We start from the raw sequence: 15,500 nt of genomic DNA on the forward strand, positions 1-15,500 counted from the left end.
AGGTGGTCGTCACACCCCGTTCTTCAACAACTACCGTCCGCAGTTCTACTTCCGTACGACGGACGTGACGGGCTCGATCTCCCTGCCGGAAGGCAAGGAAATGGTGATGCCGGGCGACAACGTGTCGATCAAGGTTGACCTGATCCAGCCGATCGCCATGGAAGAAGGTCTGCGTTTTGCAATTCGCGAAGGTGGCCGTACTGTCGGCGCCGGCGTGGTTGCGAAGATCGAAGACTAATGACGGATTGACGGATGACGGGGGCCTTGGCGCTCCCGTCACCGAAGCTGTGTTTGCTCTTTGTGATTTACCCGGCACCCGAACGAGGGCTGCCATGCTCTTTGGAGAATTGACATGCCGAACCAAAAAATCCGCATCCGCCTGAAGGCTTTCGATTACCGCCTGATCGACCAGTCGGCCGCCGAGATCGTTGAAACCGCCAAGCGCACCGGCGCGATCGTCAAGGGCCCGGTGCCCCTGCCGACGCGCATCGAGCGTTTCGACATCCTGCGTTCGCCGCACGTCAACAAGACCTCGCGCGACCAGCTCGAAATCCGCACGCACCAGCGCCTGATGGACATCGTCGATCCGACGGACAAGACCGTTGACGCACTGATGAAGCTGGACCTGCCGGCTGGCGTCGACGTCGAGATCAAGCTGCAGTAAGGCTTGAGCGCGACTTTGCGCTGGAAAGCCCCGCCAATATTGACTCGGCGGGGCTTTTGTTATGCGAATTAGCAACACTTGTCAAGCGATAAAAGCTCGTCTATAATGGCGGGCTCAAGTGTAGTTTTTAAAAGATGGCCCACGTCCGTGGACCATCCTTTTATCATTTAGCCCCGGCCAATCGCAGTCGGGAATGGAGAAAATCATGAGCCTTGGCCTTGTCGGTCGCAAGGTTGGCATGACGCGTATTTTCACGGACGACGGCGATTCGATTCCCGTCACCGTGCTCGACGTGTCTAACAACCGTGTGACGCAAATCAAGACGGATGAAACGGACGGCTACACGGCCGTTCAAGTCACTTTCGGTAACCGTCGCGCCACGCGCGTGACCAAAGCCGCCGCCGGCCACTACGCGAAAGCGGGTGTCGAAGCCGGTGAAATCCTCAAGGAATTCCGCGTCGAAGCTGCCAAAGCTGCTGAACTGCAGCCGGGCGCAGCCGTTGGCGTCGATCTCTTCCAAGTGGGCCAGAAGGTCGACGTGCAAGGCGTGTCGATCGGTAAGGGCTACGCCGGTACCATCAAGCGCTACAACTTCGCTTCGGGCCGCGCTTCGCACGGTAACTCGCGTTCGCACAACGTGCCGGGTTCGATCGGTATGGCGCAGGATCCGGGCCGTGTGTTCCCGGGTAAGCGCATGACGGGTCATCTGGGCGATGTCACCACGACGGTGCAGAATCTCGAAATCGCGCGCATTGACGCTGAACGTGGCCTGATCTTCGTGAAGGGTGCCGTTCCGGGCGCCAACGAAGGCAAGGTTTTCGTGACCACGGCTGTCAAGGCCAAACTCGCGAAGGGAGCGTAACAATGGAACTGAAGCTCCTGAATGAGCAAGGTCAGGAAGGCGCAGCGGTCAACGCGTCGGACGTCGTGTTCGGCCGTGACTACAACGAAGCGCTGATCCATCAGGTTGTGGTGGCTTACCAAGCCAACGCCCGCAGCGGCAATCGTGCGCAGAAAGACCGTGAACAGGTCAAGCACACGACCAAGAAGCCGTGGCGTCAGAAGGGTACGGGTCGTGCTCGTGCCGGTATGTCGTCGAGCCCGTTGTGGCGCGGCGGTGGCCGTATCTTCCCGAATTCGCCGGAAGAGAACTTCACCCACAAGGTCAACAAGAAGATGTACCGCGCGGGTGTGTGCTCGATTCTGTCGCAGCTCGCCCGTGAAGGTCGTCTGTCGGTGGTCGAGGACATCAAGCTGGATGCGCCGAAGACCAAACTGCTCGCTGAAAAGATCAAGGCCATGGGTCTTGAGTCGGTGCTGCTGATCACGGATAGCGTGGACGAGAACCTGTTCCTGGCCTCGCGCAATCTGGCTCACGTTGCCGTCACCGAGCCGCGTTTCGCCGACCCGCTGTCGCTCATCTACTTCAAGACGGTGCTGGTGACGAAGGGCGCGATCGCCAAGATTGAGGAGATGCTGTCATGAGCGACGTGCGTAAAAATGACCATCGTCTGTACCAGGTCCTGCTCTCGCCGGTGATCTCCGAAAAGGCGACGCTGGTGGCTGACAAGAACGAACAAGTGGTGTTCCAAGTCGCACGCGACGCGAACAAGCAAGAAGTGAAGGCTGCGGTTGAGCTTCTCTTCAAGGTGGAAGTCGAGTCGGTGCAGATTCTGAACCGCAAGGGCAAGCAAAAGCGCTTTGGCCGCTTCATGGGTCGTCGCGACCATGAAAAGAAGGCCTACGTGAGCCTGAAGCCGGGTCAGGAAATCAATTTTGAAGCGGAGGCCAAGTAATCATGGCACTCGTCAAAACGAAACCGACGTCGCCGGGCCGCCGTTCGCTGGTCAAGGTCGTCAACAAGGATCTGCACAAGGGCAAGCCGTTCGCCCCGCTGCTCGATACCAAGAGCAAGACCGCTGGCCGTAACAACAACGGTCACATCACCACCCGTCATATGGGTGGCGGTCACAAGCAACACTACCGTATCGTCGATTTCCGTCGCAACAAGGACGGCATCACGGCGAAGGTTGAGCGTCTGGAATACGATCCGAACCGCAGCGCGAACATTGCTCTGCTGTGCTACGCCGACGGCGAGCGTCGTTACATCCTTGCACCGAAGGGCATGACCGTCGGCCAGCAAGTGGTGAGCGGCTCGGAAGCCCCGATCAAATCGGGTAACACCCTGCCGATCCGTAACATCCCGGTCGGTACGACGATTCACGGCATCGAACTTCTGCCGGGCAAGGGTGCGCAAATCGCCCGTGCCGCCGGCACGTCGGCCATGCTGCTGGCTCGCGAAGGCACGTACGCTCAAGTGCGTCTGCGTTCGGGTGAAGTGCGTCGCGTGCACATCGAGTGCCGCGCGACCATCGGTGAAGTCGGTAACGAAGAGCATAGCCTGCGCCAATTGGGCAAGGCCGGTGCAAAGCGTTGGCGCGGTATTCGCCCGACCGTTCGCGGTGTGGCGATGAACCCGGTGGATCACCCGCACGGTGGTGGTGAAGGTCGTACGGCGGCGGGTCGTCATCCGGTCAGCCCGTGGGGTCAGCATACCAAGGGTAAGCGTACCCGTTCGACCAAGCGCACCGACAGCATGATCGTTCAGCGTCGCAAGAAGCGTTAATTGGAGCTAGCAAATGACTCGTTCTGTTAAAAAAGGTCCGTTTTGCGACGCTCACCTGCTGAAAAAAGTGGAAGCGGCGGCTGCATCGCGTGACAAAAAGCCGATCAAGACCTGGTCGCGTCGTTCGACCGTCCTGCCCGATTTCATCGGCCTGACGATCGCTGTGCATAACGGCCGTCAACACGTGCCGGTGTACGTGACGGAAAACATGGTCGGCCACAAGCTGGGTGAGTTCGCTCTCACCCGTACCTTCAAGGGCCATGCGGCCGACAAGAAGGCGAAGAAATAAGGGGCCGACCATGGAAGTTAAAGCAATTCATCGCGATGCTCGTATCTCAGCGCAAAAAACGCGTCTGGTCGCTGACCAGATCCGTGGATTGCCGCTGGAGCGCGCACTCAATGTCCTGACCTTCTCGCCGAAGAAGGCCGCGGTCATCATCAAGAAGGTGCTCGAGTCGGCTATCGCCAACGCCGAGCACAATGAAGGTGCTGACATCGACGAACTGCGCGTCAAGGGCATTTTCGTCGACAAGGCGACCTCGCTCAAGCGTTTCACCGCGCGTGCTAAGGGCCGTGGTAACCGCATCGAGAAGCAAACCTGTCACATCACTGTGACGCTGGGCAACTAAGGGGTCACGATGGGACAGAAAATTCATCCGACTGGCTTCCGTCTGGCGGTCAGTCGTAACTGGGCTTCGCGTTGGTACGCCAACAACCAGAACTTCGCGCAGATGTTGAAGGAAGACATCGGCGTTCGCGAATATCTGAAGAAGAAGCTGAAGAACGCTTCGGTCGGCCGCGTCATCATCGAGCGCCCGGCACGTAATGCTCGCATTACGATTTTCAGCTCGCGTCCGGGTGTTGTGATCGGCAAGAAGGGCGAGGACATCGAAATCCTCAAGGCCGAGCTGCAGAAGCGCATGGGCGTGCCCGTGCACGTGAACATCGAGGAAATCCGCAAGCCGGAAACCGATGCGCAGCTCATCGCCGATTCGATCGCTCAGCAGCTCGAGCGCCGTATCATGTTCCGTCGCGCCATGAAGCGTGCGATGCAGAACGCGATGCGTCTGGGTGCCCAAGGCATCAAGATCATGAGCGCGGGCCGTTTGAACGGTATCGAAATCGCCCGTACCGAGTGGTATCGCGAAGGCCGTGTGCCCCTGCACACGCTGCGTGCCGACATCGACTACGCAACTTCGGAAGCGAAGACGACGTACGGCATCATCGGTATCAAGGTGTGGGTGTACAAGGGTGACACGCTGGGCCGCAACGACGCTCCGGTGGCTGAAGAGCCGGCCGAAGACAAGCGTCCGCGCCGCAACGCGCGTCCGGGCGGCGACCGTCGCCCCCGTCGTGACGATGCTGGCGATAAGGCCGGCGCGAAGCGCGGTGGTGCACGACGCCCGGCTGGCAAGCCTGAAGGCGACGCCAAGACTGGAGAATAATCATGCTGCAACCGAAACGCAGAAAGTATCGCAAAGAGCAGAAGGGCCGTAACACTGGCGTTGCCACGCGTGGTAACGAAGTGTCGTTCGGCGAATTCGGTCTGAAGGCGGTCGGTCGTGGACGTCTGACGGCTCGTCAAATCGAAGCCGCGCGTCGTGCCATGACTCGCCACATCAAGCGCGGTGGTCGTATCTGGATCCGTATCTTCCCGGACAAGCCGATCTCGCAAAAGCCGGCAGAAGTGCGTATGGGTAACGGTAAGGGTAACCCGGAGTACTACGTCGCCGAGATTCAACCGGGCAAGATGCTGTACGAAATGGACGGTGTGGATGAAGCGTTGGCGCGCGAGGCGTTCCGCCTGGCTGCTGCCAAGCTGCCGATTCAGACGACGTTCTTCGTACGTCGCCTTGGCGCCTGAGGGGAGAATTTGAAATGAAAGCATCCGAACTTCGTGCCAAGGATCTCGACGGCCTGAACAAGGAACTGTCGGATCTGCTGAAGGCCCAATTCGGTCTTCGCATGCAAGCGGGCACCCAACAGCTGAGCAACACCAGCCAGCTGAAGAAGGTGCGCAAGGACATCGCGCGTGTGCGTACCGTGTTGACTGAGAAGGCGAGCCAGAAATGAACGATACCGCTAAGACCGCGCTGAAGCGTACCCTCGTGGGTAAGGTTGTCAGCGACAAGATGGACAAGACGGTTACCGTGCTGGTCGAGCGTCAAATGAAGCACCCGCTCTACGGCAAGTACATCGTGCGCTCGAAGAAGTACCACGCGCACGATGAGACCAACCAGTACAAGGAAGGCGATACGGTCGAGATTCAAGAATCCCGCCCGCTGTCGAAGACCAAGGCCTGGACGGTCTCCCGTCTCGTGGAAGCCGCTCGCATCATCTAAAGCGCGCTGAAGCGAAGGCTTGACTTGCAAGTCCGGAATTATCGATGTATAATTCCGGACTTTCCGCTTCTTTCGCTAAAACCGGTCTTTGGTTTCGCAAGGGAGTGGATGGCTTCCGAAGCCGATTCGTATCCTCTACGAGTCTGGTCGAGGTAGCAAAGTTGTCCACTTTTGAACGACTCAACCCAAACGGCACCCTTTGGTGCTGACGGGGACCAAGACTGACCGATGCGTATGTGTCGGATTAAGTTGGGAAGATAACACCATGATTCAAACTGAAACCCGGCTCGAAGTAGCCGACAACACCGGTGCGCGCGAAGTGATGTGCATCAAGGTGCTGGGCGGCTCCAAGCGTCGCTACGCCGGCATTGGCGACATCATCAAGGTCAGCGTGAAGGATGCTGCCCCGCGTGGTCGTGTCAAGAAGGGCGAAATCTATAACGCAGTGGTCGTGCGCACCGCCAAGGGCGTGCGTCGCCAGGACGGCTCGCTGGTCAAATTCGACGGCAACGCCGCCGTGCTGCTTAACACCAAGCTTGAGCCGATCGGCACCCGTATCTTCGGGCCGGTTACGCGTGAACTGCGTACCGAACGCTTCATGAAGATCGTGTCGCTGGCCCCGGAAGTGCTGTAAGGAGCCGACACATGAACAAGATTCGCAAGGGTGACCAGGTCATCGTGCTGACGGGTAAGGACAAGGCCAAGCGTGGCACGGTCCTGGCCATTGATGGCGACAAGTTGGTCGTCGAGGGCGTGAACGTTGCCAAAAAGCACGTCAAGCCGAACCCGATGAAGGGTACGCAAGGTGGCGTGGTCGACAAGACGATGCCGATCCACGTGTCGAACGTGGCGCTGGTGGATGCCAATGGCAAGCCGTCGCGCGTGGGCATCAAGGTCGAAGACGGCAAGAAGGTCCGCTTCCTCAAGACGACCGGTACGGTCGTCGGTGCCTAAGTCGCAGGGAGTATAGATAATGGCCCGTTTGCAAGAATTCTATAAAGACAAGGTTGTCGCCGAGCTGACAAAGCAGTTCGGTTACAAGTCTGTCATGGAAGTGCCGCGCATCACCAAGATCACCCTGAACATGGGCCTTGGTCAAGCCGTTGCTGACAAGAAGATCATTGAGCACGCCGTTGGCGACCTGACGAAAATCGCCGGCCAAAAGCCGGTGGTGACGAAGGCTCGCAAGGCAATTGCCGGTTTCAAGATCCGCGAAGGTTACCCGATCGGTACGATGGTGACGCTGCGCGGCGAGCGTATGTTCGAATTCCTGGATCGTTTCATCACCGTGGCTCTGCCGCGCGTGCGTGACTTCCGTGGTATTTCGGGTCGTGCGTTCGATGGTCGTGGCAACTACAACATCGGTGTGAAGGAACAGATCATCTTCCCCGAAATCGAGTACGACAAAATCGACGCGCTGCGTGGTCTGAATATCAGCATCACCACGACCGCGAAGACTGACGAAGAAGCGAAGGCTCTTCTGTCGGCGTTCAAATTCCCGTTCCGTAACTGAGGTAATCGTGGCTAAACTGGCACTTATCGAACGCGAAAAGAAACGCGCCCGTCTGGCGCAGAAGTTTTCTGCCAAGCGCGCCGCCCTCAAAGCGACCATCGAAGACACCAGCAAGTCGGAAGACGAGCGTTATGAAGCACGTCTGGCGCTGCAACAGCTGCCGCGTAACGCCAATCCGACGCGTCAACGCAATCGTTGCGACCTGACTGGCCGTCCGCGCGGTACCTTCCGCAAATTCGGCCTGGCCCGTAACAAGATCCGTGAAATCGCCTTCCGTGGCGAAATCCCGGGCGTGACCAAAGCAAGCTGGTAATAGGAGAAGCACCATGAGCATGAGCGATCCTATCGCCGATATGCTGACTCGCATCCGCAACGCTCAGATGGTTGAGAAAGCATCGGTGAAGATGCCCTCTTCCAAGCTGAAGGTCTCGATCGCCAAAGTCCTGAAGGACGAAGGCTACATCGAAGACTTCGCGGTTGAAGCAGAAGAAACGAAGGCAGTGTTGAACATCGCACTGAAGTACTACGCTGGCCGTCCGGTGATCGAGCGCCTCGAGCGCGTGTCCCGCCCCGGTCTTCGTGTGTACAAGAGCCGCAACGACATCCCGCAGGTCATGAATGGCCTCGGCGTTGCAATCGTCTCGACCCCGAAGGGCGTGATGACTGATCGCAAGGCACGCGCCACCGGCGTGGGCGGCGAAGTCATCTGCTACGTCGCCTAACCGAGGAGCGTTGAAATGTCTCGAGTAGGTAAGAGTCCCATTGCATTGCCGAAGGGCGTAGAAGCAACGCTGGCAGGCAATGTGCTGACGATCAAGGGTGCCCTGGGTTCGCTGACCCGCGGTGTGAATGCCCTCGTGAACGTCAAGATCGAAGACGGCACCATCACCTTCGCCCCGGCCGACGAAAGCCGCGAAGCGAATGCGCTGTATGGCACCGAACGTGCACTGGTCAACAATATGGTGACCGGTGTGAGCAAGGGTTTCGAAAAGAAACTGCAACTCGTTGGCGTGGGTTACCGCGCCAAGGCTGAAGGTGCAAACCTGAAGCTCGAGCTGGGTTTCTCGCACGATGTCGTGCATGCCATGCCGGAAGGCGTGAAGGCCGAGACCCCGACGCAGACGGAGATCATCATCAAAGGCGTTGATAAGCAACGCATCGGACAAGTGGCTGCGGAAGTTCGCGGTTACCGTCCGCCCGAACCCTACAAGGGCAAGGGCGTCCGCTATGCGGACGAGGTGGTGATCCTCAAGGAAACCAAGAAGAAGTAAGGGTGCGAAACATGGACAAGAAACAATCTCGTGTGCGCCGTGCTCGCCAGACTCGTATCAAGCTGGCAGCTCAAAAGGTGCATCGCCTTTCCGTGCATCGCACCAACGTGCACATCTACGCGCAAGTTTTTTCGGAAGACGGCACGCAAGTGCTGGCCAGCGCTTCGACGCTGGAAGCCGAAGTGCGCAAGGAACTGGGCGACAAGGAAGGCAAGGGTGGCAACGCTGCGGCCGCTGCACTGATCGGCCGTCGTATCGCCGAGAAGGCGAAGGCTGCCGGCATCGAAAGCGTGGCTTTCGACCGCTCGGGCTTCCGCTATCACGGTCGCGTCAAGGCTCTGGCCGACGCTGCCCGTGAAGCCGGCCTCAAGTTCTAAGTAAGGATCCGTCATGGCAAAGATGCAAGCGAAAGTTCAGGCTGACGAACGCGACGACGGCCTTCGCGAGAAGATGATCGCGGTCAACCGTGTCACGAAGGTTGTGAAGGGTGGCCGTATTCTCGGTTTTGCCGCGTTGACCGTGGTTGGTGACGGCGATGGCCGCATCGGCATGGGCAAGGGCAAGGCGAAGGAAGTGCCGGTTGCCGTTCAAAAGGCAATGGAACAAGCCCGCCGCAATATGTTCAAGGTGCCCCTGAAGAACGGCACCCTGCAACACAACGTTCTCGGCCAGCATGGCGCCTCGCGCGTCCTGATGTCGCCGGCGAAGGACGGTACCGGTGTTATCGCCGGTGGCCCGATGCGTGCGGTGTTCGAGGTGATGGGCGTGACCAACGTGGTGACGAAGAGCCTTGGCTCGACGAACCCGTACAACCTGGTCCGCGCCACGCTCGACGGCCTGAAGAAACAATCGACTCCTGCTGACATCGCCGCCAAGCGTGGCAAGTCGGTGGAAGAGATCCTCGGCTAAGGGTGATCAATATGTCGCAGCAAACTGTGAAAGTTAAGCTGGTCAAGAGCCTGATCGGTACGCGTGAAGAACATCGCGCGACCGTGAGGGGCCTGGGCCTGCGTCGAATCAATTCGGTCAGCGAGTTGCAGGATACGCCCGCTGTGCGGGGCATGATCAACAAGGTCTCGTACCTTGTGGCGATCGTCGACTGAGCGAGGGCAAAATGGAATTGAATTCGATTAAGCCGGCAGAAGGCGCCAAGCACGCCAAGCGCCGCGTTGGCCGTGGCATCGGTTCGGGTCTGGGTAAAACCGCCGGCCGTGGTCACAAGGGTCAAAAGTCGCGTTCGGGCGGCTTCCACAAGGTTGGCTTCGAAGGCGGTCAAATGCCGCTGCAACGTCGCCTGCCGAAGCGTGGTTTCAAGTCGCTGACGCGTCGTTTCGTGGGCGAAGTTCGCCTGTCGGACCTGAACAACCTGCCGGTCGACGAGATCGATCTGCTGGTTCTGAAGCAGGCCGGCCTGGTGAGCGAGCTGTCGCTGTCGGCCAAGGTCATCGCCTCGGGCGAGATCACCCGCAAGGTCGTTGTGAAGGGTCTGGGCGTCACCAAAGGTGCGCTCACGGCAATTCAAGCGGCTGGCGGTTCGGTTGCAGAGTAAGTTAGGTCACCCCGGAGCCAGCATTGGCCAAGTCTCCTAATCTCGCTAAGCCTGGTACGCAGGGCCCGAAGTATGCGGATCTGCGCCGGCGGCTGGTTTTCCTGCTGCTGGCGTTGATCGTCTACCGTATTGGTGCGCATATCCCGGTGCCGGGCATCGACCCCGATCAGCTGGCGCAGTTGTTCCAGCGCCAGTCGGGCGGGATCCTGGGCATGTTCAACATGTTCTCGGGTGGCGCGTTGTCGCGTTTCACGATCTTCGCGCTGGGGATCATGCCGTACATTTCGGCGTCGATCATCATGCAGCTGTTGGCGATGGTTTCGCCGCAGTTGGAAGCGTTGCGCAAGGAAGGTCAGTCCGGACAGCGCAAGATCACGCAGTACACCCGGTATTTCACGGTGCTACTCGCGCTCTTTCAGGCCGCAGCGATCGCAGTGACGTTGGAGAGCGAGCCTGGGCTCGTCGTCGATCCGGGCATGCTGTTCCGCCTGACGACGGTGATCACGCTTGTGACCGGCACGATGTTCCTGATGTGGCTTGGTGAGCAGATCACCGAACGCGGCCTGGGTAACGGTATCTCGATCATCATCTTTGGTGGTATCGCGGCCGGTCTCCCGAACGCTGTGGGCGGTTTGTTCGAGCTTGTCAGCACGGGTTCGATTGGTCCGTTCTCGGCCATCGTGATCTGCGCCCTCGTGGTACTCGTGACGTTCTTCGTCGTGTTTGTCGAACGAGGTCAGCGCAAGATCCTCGTGAACTACGCCAAGCGTCAGGTGGGCAACAAGGTGTACGGCGGCCAGGCTTCGCACCTGCCGCTCAAGCTGAACATGGCAGGCGTGATTCCGCCGATCTTCGCATCGTCGATCATCCTGTTCCCGGCAACGATCGCGAATTGGTTCGGCGCAGGCGAAAGCACGCGCTGGCTCAAGGATTTCGCCGCGAAGTTGTCGCCGGGTCAGCCGATCTACGTGATGCTCTACGCTTTGGCGATCGTGTTCTTTTGCTTCTTCTACACCGCACTGGTGTTCAACAGCAAAGAGACCGCGGACAACCTGAAGAAGAGCGGCGCGTTTGTACCGGGCATCCGTCCGGGCGATCAGACGGCGCGTTACATCGACAAGATCCTGACGCGTCTGACACTGGCCGGTGCGGCTTACGTCACGCTGGTGTGTTTGCTGCCTGAGTTTCTGGTGTTGCGTTGGAACGTCCCGTTCTACTTCGGTGGAACCTCACTGCTGATTATCGTGGTGGTGACGATGGATTTCATGGCTCAAGTGCAGTCGTATGTGATGTCGCAACAGTATGAATCGCTGCTCAAAAAGGCGAATTTCAAGGGCGGCAATAACATGACGCTTCGCTGACCTTGGGTCATGTCGAAAGACGACGTTATTCAAATGCAGGGCGAGGTCGTTGAAAACCTCCCCAATGCCACCTTCCGGGTAAAGCTGGAAAATGGCCATGTAGTACTCGGACATATTTCCGGCAAGATGCGGATGCACTACATCCGAATCTTGCCTGGAGATAAGGTGACGGTAGAGTTGACGCCCTACGATCTGTCGCGTGCGCGGATCGTCTTCCGGGCGAAGTGATTAGAGAGAGGGAATTGTCATGAAAGTTTTGGCATCTGTTAAGTGCATCTGCCGCAATTGCAAGTTTGTGAAGCGCAAAGGCGTGCTGCGCGTGATCTGCAGTTCGGATCCGCGCCACAAGCAACGTCAGGGCTAATCGGCCTTTAACGCTATTTAGTTGGGGAATTACGAATGGCTCGTATCGCAGGGGTTAACATCCCGAACCACCAGCACACCGCAATCGGCTTGACGGCCATTTACGGTGTCGGCCGCACGCGCGCTCGCCAGATTTGCGACGCCGCCGGTGTGCCGTTTTCGAAGAAGGTCAAAGACCTCGACGACGCTGATCTCGAAAAGCTGCGTGATCAAGTCGGTCAACTGACGGTCGAGGGCGACCTGCGCCGTGAAGTGACCATGAACATCAAGCGCCTGATGGACCTGGGCTGCTATCGTGGTATGCGTCACCGCAAGGGCTTGCCGCTTCGCGGTCAGCGCACCCGTACCAATGCGCGTACCCGCAAGGGCCCGCGTAAGGCCGGCGTCTCGCTGAAGAAGTAACCAGAGGATAGGAACTCATGGCTAAGCAACAGAACAACGCCGCTTCGCAGCGCGTTCGCAAGAAGGTCAAGAAGAGCGTTGCCGAGGGCGTCGTGCACGTCCACGCTTCGTTCAACAACACCATCATCACGATCACCGATCGTCAGGGCAACGCACTGGCATGGGCGACCTCGGGTGGCCAGGGCTTCAAGGGTTCGCGCAAGTCGACCCCGTTCGCTGCCCAGGTTGCTGCCGAGTCGGCTGGCCGCGTGGCACTGGAATACGGTGTGAAGAACCTGGAAGTTCGCATCAAGGGCCCGGGCCCGGGTCGCGAATCCGCGGTTCGTGCGCTGAACGCGCTGGGTATCAAGATCACGGCCATCTCGGACGTGACGCCGGTCCCGCACAACGGCTGTCGTCCGCCGAAGCGTCGTCGCATCTAAGACGCAGAAGCAAATCCTGCTATAATCGCGGGTTCGCGCACGGTCTCGGCCGTGCGCGTAGCAATTTCTAAGACCACCGTCCGGTACACAGGTACCGGACTTGCGTAGTGGACAAAGTTCGCTGCGTCAGATTTTGAGATAAAGGAACAACCGTGGCACGTTATATCGGCCCGAAGGCCAAACTCTCCCGCCGTGAAGGTACTGACCTCTTCCTGAAGAGCGCACGCCGCTCGCTCGCCGACAAGTGCAAGCTGGATAGCAAGCCGGGTCAGCATGGTCGCACCTCGGGTGCTCGCACGTCGGATTACGGCAACCAGCTGCGCGAAAAGCAGAAGGTCAAGCGTATCTACGGCGTGCTTGAGCGCCAGTTCCGTCGCTATTTCGCGGAAGCCGATCGCGTCAAGGGCAACACGGGTGAAAACCTGCTGCAACTGCTCGAGTCGCGCCTCGACAACGTCGTGTACCGTATGGGCTTTGGCTCGACGCGTGCTGAAGCGCGCCAGCTGGTCGGCCACAAGGCGATCTCGCTGAATGGTGTTGTTTCCAACATCCCGTCGATCAAGGTCAAGGCCGGCGACGTGATCACTGTGCGCGACGCTGCCAAGAAGCAAGTGCGTATTCAAGAAGCACTGTCGCTGGCGGAGCAAGTCGGTTTCCCGATCTGGGTTTCGGTTGACGCCAAGAAGATGGAAGGCACTTTCAAGGCACTGCCGGAACGTAGCGATATCGCAGGCGACATCAACGAAAGCCTGATCGTTGAATTGTATTCGCGTTAATATCCGTATGCTGACGCGCCTCACGGCGCGTTTTTGCGTTCCGTGCAGGTTGTCACGCATCAGCCTTATCGGTGTAACGAGCCGAGGGTATTGAAAAGGAAACCTATGCAAACCAGTTTGTTGAAGCCCAAGATCATCGCGGTTGAGCCGGTCGGTGAGCATCACGCCAAAGTCGTGATGGAGCCGTTCGAACGTGGCTACGGCCACACCTTGGGTAACGCGCTTCGCCGCGTGCTGTTGTCGTCGATGGTCGGTTATGCCCCGACCGAAGTGACGATCGCCGGCGTTGTGCACGAATATTCCACCATCGACGGTGTCCAGGAAGATGTCGTTAACTTCCTGTTGAACCTGAAGGGTGTGGTGTTCAAGCTGCATAACCGTGACGAAGTCACCGTTACGCTGCGCAAGGATGGTGAAGGTGTGGTGCGCGCTTCGGACATCGAAGTGCCGCATGATGTAGAACTGATCAATCCCGACCACGTGATCGCGCATCTGGCCAAGGGCGGCAAGCTCGACGTACAGATCAAGATCGAAAAGGGTCGTGGTTATGTCCCGGGTAACGTGCGCCGTTACGGCGACGAATCGGCCAAGGTGATTGGCCGCATCGTTCTGGATGCGTCGTTCTCGCCGGTCAAGCGTGTGAGCTACGCGGTCGAATCGGCCCGCGTGGAGCAGCGTACGGACCTGGACAAGCTCGTGATGAACATCGAAACCAACGGTGTGGTGTCGCCGGAAGAAGCGATCCGTCTGTCGGCTCGCATCCTCGTCGACCAACTGTCGGTGTTCGCTGCGCTGGAAGGCACGGAAGCCGCCAGCGAAGCACCGTCGCGTGCGCCGCAGATCGATCCGATCCTGCTGCGCCCGGTGGACGATCTCGAGTTGACGGTGCGTTCGGCCAATTGCTTGAAGGCTGAAAACATCTACTACATCGGCGACCTGATCCAGCGTACCGAGAACGAATTGCTCAAGACCCCGAATTTGGGTCGCAAATCGCTCAACGAGATCAAGGAAGTGCTTGCCTCGCGTGGCCTCACGCTGGGCATGAAGCTCGAAAACTGGCCGCCGGCCGGTCTCGAGAAGTAAAGGTGTAACGACATGGCCGCCTTGGGGCGGCCGTGTCGCTACGTAAGTGCGGCGCGTCGGAATGTCCTTGATGTTCCGATACGGCCGATAGCGAAGGTACCGGCCCGCGGTGGTTGTCACCGATAGAAGAGCTAGGTCGAAAACTCTGTTTAAAGGAAAGTTGAAATGCGTCACCGTCATGGTCTTCGTAAGCTGAACCGTACCAGCAGCCACCGTCTGGCAATGCTGCGCAATATGTCGAACTCGTTGATCCAACACGAAGCGATCAAGACCACGCTGCCGAAGGCGAAGGAACTGCGCAAGGTCGTCGAGCCCCTCATCACGCTGGGTAAGAAGGATTCGCTGGCCAACCGTCGTCTGGCGTTCAACCGCCTGCGCGATCGTGACATGGTCACCAAGCTGTTCAACGAACTGGGCCCGCGCTTTGCCAACCGTCCGGGCGGCTACCTGCGCATCCTGAAGATGGGTTTCCGCGTGGGCGATAATGCACCGATGGCGTTCGTCGAACTGCTGGACCGTCCGGAAGTCGACACGGAAGCGCCGGAAGTGGCTGAGTAAGCGACACGCGCAACGGTCTTTTCAAGGCCGTGAGTCGTAAAAAGAAGCCAGGTCGACGACCTGGCTTTTTTCATTTTAAGGCGTCGTCTGAACCCGTCTGCTCGGCAGTCTGGAAATCGCTGGCTGATTGGGCACATTTCGCGGCGTCGGTGTACAGTGAACGATCCTCACGCTCGAATGGTCTACGCCACATCATGGACGCCCTTCTTATCGTCACGACGACGTTTCCCGACGAGGCCAGCGCCAACGCCGCCATCGACGGTATGCTGGCCGAGCGGCTGGCGGCGTGCGTGCAGCAAATGGCACCGGTGCGTTCGAGCTATCGATGGCAAGGCAAGCGCGAGACGAGCGTGGAAGTGCCGCTCATGATCAAGACGACGGCGGCGCGTTACAGCGCGCTGGAGCAATACATTAAAGAACATCATCCCTACGACGTGCCGGAGATTGTGGCGTGGCCCGCCACGGCAGCGCTGCCTGCCTACGCGCGGTGGGTTGAAGATGAAACGCGGGGGGCGTTGCATGTCTGACGTGCAGACAATGGTGGGACGGGGGATCCCGCGAGGCAGTCGC

At 58.8% G+C, this 15,500-nt stretch carries 31 protein-coding genes; all 31 read left to right on the forward strand.

From position 1 onward, the window contains the following. A partial coding sequence (locus tag BGP02_RS14595; protein ID WP_502688483.1) for an EF-Tu C-terminal domain-related protein occupies positions 1-238 on the forward strand: 238 nt, incomplete at its 5' end. A gap of 114 nt (positions 239-352) precedes the next feature. Continuing rightward, positions 353-664 (forward strand): 30S ribosomal protein S10, encoded by a 312-nt coding sequence (rpsJ, locus tag BGP02_RS14600; RefSeq protein ID WP_017235803.1) that lies wholly within the window; start codon positions 353-355, stop codon positions 662-664. Between the two features lie 205 nt (positions 665-869). After that, positions 870-1,526, forward strand: coding sequence for a 50S ribosomal protein L3 (gene rplC / locus BGP02_RS14605; protein WP_026132333.1), 657 nt, complete (start codon positions 870-872; stop codon positions 1,524-1,526). A gap of 2 nt (positions 1,527-1,528) precedes the next feature. Beyond that, positions 1,529-2,149 (forward strand): 50S ribosomal protein L4, encoded by a 621-nt coding sequence (rplD, locus tag BGP02_RS14610; protein ID WP_017235801.1) that lies wholly within the window; start codon positions 1,529-1,531, stop codon positions 2,147-2,149. After that, positions 2,146-2,460 carry a 50S ribosomal protein L23 gene (rplW, locus tag BGP02_RS14615; protein WP_017235800.1) on the forward strand — a complete coding sequence of 105 codons (315 nt, stop codon included), beginning with the start codon at positions 2,146-2,148 and terminating at the stop codon, positions 2,458-2,460. Before rplD ends, rplW begins: the two co-directional genes overlap by 4 nt. A gap of 2 nt (positions 2,461-2,462) precedes the next feature. After that, on the forward strand, positions 2,463-3,290 hold the full coding sequence (gene rplB, locus BGP02_RS14620) for a 50S ribosomal protein L2 (RefSeq protein ID WP_017235799.1): 828 nt from the start codon (positions 2,463-2,465) through the stop codon (positions 3,288-3,290). Positions 3,291-3,303: 13 nt separating this feature from the next. After that, the gene (gene rpsS, locus BGP02_RS14625; protein ID WP_010804133.1) at positions 3,304-3,579 is read left to right on the forward strand and encodes a 30S ribosomal protein S19; all 276 of its coding nucleotides are present in this window, start codon (positions 3,304-3,306) and stop codon (positions 3,577-3,579) included. Between the two features lie 10 nt (positions 3,580-3,589). Next, a complete protein-coding gene (gene rplV / locus BGP02_RS14630) occupies positions 3,590-3,919 on the forward strand; it encodes a 50S ribosomal protein L22 (protein ID WP_017235797.1) in 330 nt (109 codons plus the stop codon). A 9-nt stretch (positions 3,920-3,928) separates the two neighbouring features. Then, on the forward strand, positions 3,929-4,735 hold the full coding sequence (gene rpsC, locus BGP02_RS14635; protein WP_017235796.1) for a 30S ribosomal protein S3: 807 nt from the start codon (positions 3,929-3,931) through the stop codon (positions 4,733-4,735). Between the two features lie 2 nt (positions 4,736-4,737). Further along, positions 4,738-5,154, forward strand: a complete 417-nt coding sequence (rplP, locus tag BGP02_RS14640) for a 50S ribosomal protein L16 (RefSeq protein WP_010804130.1) — start codon at positions 4,738-4,740, stop codon at positions 5,152-5,154. A 14-nt stretch (positions 5,155-5,168) separates the two neighbouring features. Next, complete coding sequence (rpmC, locus tag BGP02_RS14645) at positions 5,169-5,363, forward strand: 50S ribosomal protein L29 (protein WP_017235795.1); 195 nt, start codon at positions 5,169-5,171, stop codon at positions 5,361-5,363. After that, positions 5,360-5,632 (forward strand): 30S ribosomal protein S17, encoded by a 273-nt coding sequence (gene rpsQ, locus BGP02_RS14650; RefSeq protein ID WP_017235794.1) that lies wholly within the window; start codon positions 5,360-5,362, stop codon positions 5,630-5,632. The genes rpmC and rpsQ overlap by 4 nt, the downstream gene beginning before the upstream one ends. Before the next feature lie 265 nt (positions 5,633-5,897). Continuing rightward, a complete protein-coding gene (gene rplN, locus BGP02_RS14655) occupies positions 5,898-6,266 on the forward strand; it encodes a 50S ribosomal protein L14 (protein ID WP_010804127.1) in 369 nt (122 codons plus the stop codon). Positions 6,267-6,277: 11 nt separating this feature from the next. Then, positions 6,278-6,586 (forward strand): 50S ribosomal protein L24, encoded by a 309-nt coding sequence (rplX, locus tag BGP02_RS14660; RefSeq protein ID WP_017235793.1) that lies wholly within the window; start codon positions 6,278-6,280, stop codon positions 6,584-6,586. A 19-nt stretch (positions 6,587-6,605) separates the two neighbouring features. Next, positions 6,606-7,145, forward strand: coding sequence for a 50S ribosomal protein L5 (rplE, locus tag BGP02_RS14665; RefSeq protein WP_010804125.1), 540 nt, complete (start codon positions 6,606-6,608; stop codon positions 7,143-7,145). A gap of 7 nt (positions 7,146-7,152) precedes the next feature. Then, on the forward strand, positions 7,153-7,458 hold the full coding sequence (gene rpsN, locus BGP02_RS14670; protein ID WP_017235792.1) for a 30S ribosomal protein S14: 306 nt from the start codon (positions 7,153-7,155) through the stop codon (positions 7,456-7,458). 13 nt (positions 7,459-7,471) lie between these two features. Further along, positions 7,472-7,867 carry a 30S ribosomal protein S8 gene (gene rpsH, locus BGP02_RS14675; RefSeq protein ID WP_017235791.1) on the forward strand — a complete coding sequence of 132 codons (396 nt, stop codon included), beginning with the start codon at positions 7,472-7,474 and terminating at the stop codon, positions 7,865-7,867. Positions 7,868-7,882: 15 nt separating this feature from the next. After that, positions 7,883-8,416 (forward strand): 50S ribosomal protein L6, encoded by a 534-nt coding sequence (rplF, locus tag BGP02_RS14680; protein WP_026132332.1) that lies wholly within the window; start codon positions 7,883-7,885, stop codon positions 8,414-8,416. A gap of 11 nt (positions 8,417-8,427) precedes the next feature. After that, a complete protein-coding gene (gene rplR / locus BGP02_RS14685; RefSeq protein WP_010804121.1) occupies positions 8,428-8,793 on the forward strand; it encodes a 50S ribosomal protein L18 in 366 nt (121 codons plus the stop codon). A gap of 13 nt (positions 8,794-8,806) precedes the next feature. Continuing rightward, positions 8,807-9,325 carry a 30S ribosomal protein S5 gene (gene rpsE, locus BGP02_RS14690; RefSeq protein WP_010804120.1) on the forward strand — a complete coding sequence of 173 codons (519 nt, stop codon included), beginning with the start codon at positions 8,807-8,809 and terminating at the stop codon, positions 9,323-9,325. Positions 9,326-9,336: 11 nt separating this feature from the next. Next, positions 9,337-9,519 carry a 50S ribosomal protein L30 gene (rpmD, locus tag BGP02_RS14695; RefSeq protein WP_017235789.1) on the forward strand — a complete coding sequence of 61 codons (183 nt, stop codon included), beginning with the start codon at positions 9,337-9,339 and terminating at the stop codon, positions 9,517-9,519. Between the two features lie 11 nt (positions 9,520-9,530). Continuing rightward, entirely contained in the window at positions 9,531-9,965 is a 435-nt protein-coding gene (gene rplO / locus BGP02_RS14700) for a 50S ribosomal protein L15 (RefSeq protein WP_017235788.1), read from the forward strand. 23 nt (positions 9,966-9,988) lie between these two features. After that, the gene (gene secY / locus BGP02_RS14705) at positions 9,989-11,326 is read left to right on the forward strand and encodes a preprotein translocase subunit SecY (RefSeq protein ID WP_017235787.1); all 1,338 of its coding nucleotides are present in this window, start codon (positions 9,989-9,991) and stop codon (positions 11,324-11,326) included. Positions 11,327-11,335: 9 nt separating this feature from the next. Next, positions 11,336-11,554, forward strand: coding sequence for a translation initiation factor IF-1 (infA, locus tag BGP02_RS14710; protein WP_007869286.1), 219 nt, complete (start codon positions 11,336-11,338; stop codon positions 11,552-11,554). 19 nt (positions 11,555-11,573) lie between these two features. Further along, on the forward strand, positions 11,574-11,690 hold the full coding sequence (gene rpmJ, locus BGP02_RS14715) for a 50S ribosomal protein L36 (protein WP_010804115.1): 117 nt from the start codon (positions 11,574-11,576) through the stop codon (positions 11,688-11,690). A 35-nt stretch (positions 11,691-11,725) separates the two neighbouring features. Continuing rightward, a complete protein-coding gene (gene rpsM, locus BGP02_RS14720) occupies positions 11,726-12,091 on the forward strand; it encodes a 30S ribosomal protein S13 (RefSeq protein ID WP_017235786.1) in 366 nt (121 codons plus the stop codon). A gap of 17 nt (positions 12,092-12,108) precedes the next feature. After that, positions 12,109-12,513 carry a 30S ribosomal protein S11 gene (gene rpsK, locus BGP02_RS14725; protein ID WP_010804113.1) on the forward strand — a complete coding sequence of 135 codons (405 nt, stop codon included), beginning with the start codon at positions 12,109-12,111 and terminating at the stop codon, positions 12,511-12,513. A gap of 152 nt (positions 12,514-12,665) precedes the next feature. Continuing rightward, the gene (gene rpsD / locus BGP02_RS14730) at positions 12,666-13,289 is read left to right on the forward strand and encodes a 30S ribosomal protein S4 (RefSeq protein ID WP_017235785.1); all 624 of its coding nucleotides are present in this window, start codon (positions 12,666-12,668) and stop codon (positions 13,287-13,289) included. 105 nt (positions 13,290-13,394) lie between these two features. Continuing rightward, on the forward strand, positions 13,395-14,372 hold the full coding sequence (locus tag BGP02_RS14735; RefSeq protein WP_017235784.1) for a DNA-directed RNA polymerase subunit alpha: 978 nt from the start codon (positions 13,395-13,397) through the stop codon (positions 14,370-14,372). Between the two features lie 165 nt (positions 14,373-14,537). Further along, positions 14,538-14,930, forward strand: coding sequence for a 50S ribosomal protein L17 (rplQ, locus tag BGP02_RS14740; protein ID WP_017235783.1), 393 nt, complete (start codon positions 14,538-14,540; stop codon positions 14,928-14,930). Between the two features lie 194 nt (positions 14,931-15,124). After that, positions 15,125-15,457 carry a divalent-cation tolerance protein CutA gene (gene cutA / locus BGP02_RS14745; protein WP_017235782.1) on the forward strand — a complete coding sequence of 111 codons (333 nt, stop codon included), beginning with the start codon at positions 15,125-15,127 and terminating at the stop codon, positions 15,455-15,457. Positions 15,458-15,500 lie beyond the last annotated feature (43 nt).

It is taken from the genome of Pandoraea sp. 64-18, assembly GCF_001899225.1.
Classification (GTDB): domain Bacteria; phylum Pseudomonadota; class Gammaproteobacteria; order Burkholderiales; family Burkholderiaceae; genus Pandoraea; species Pandoraea cepalis.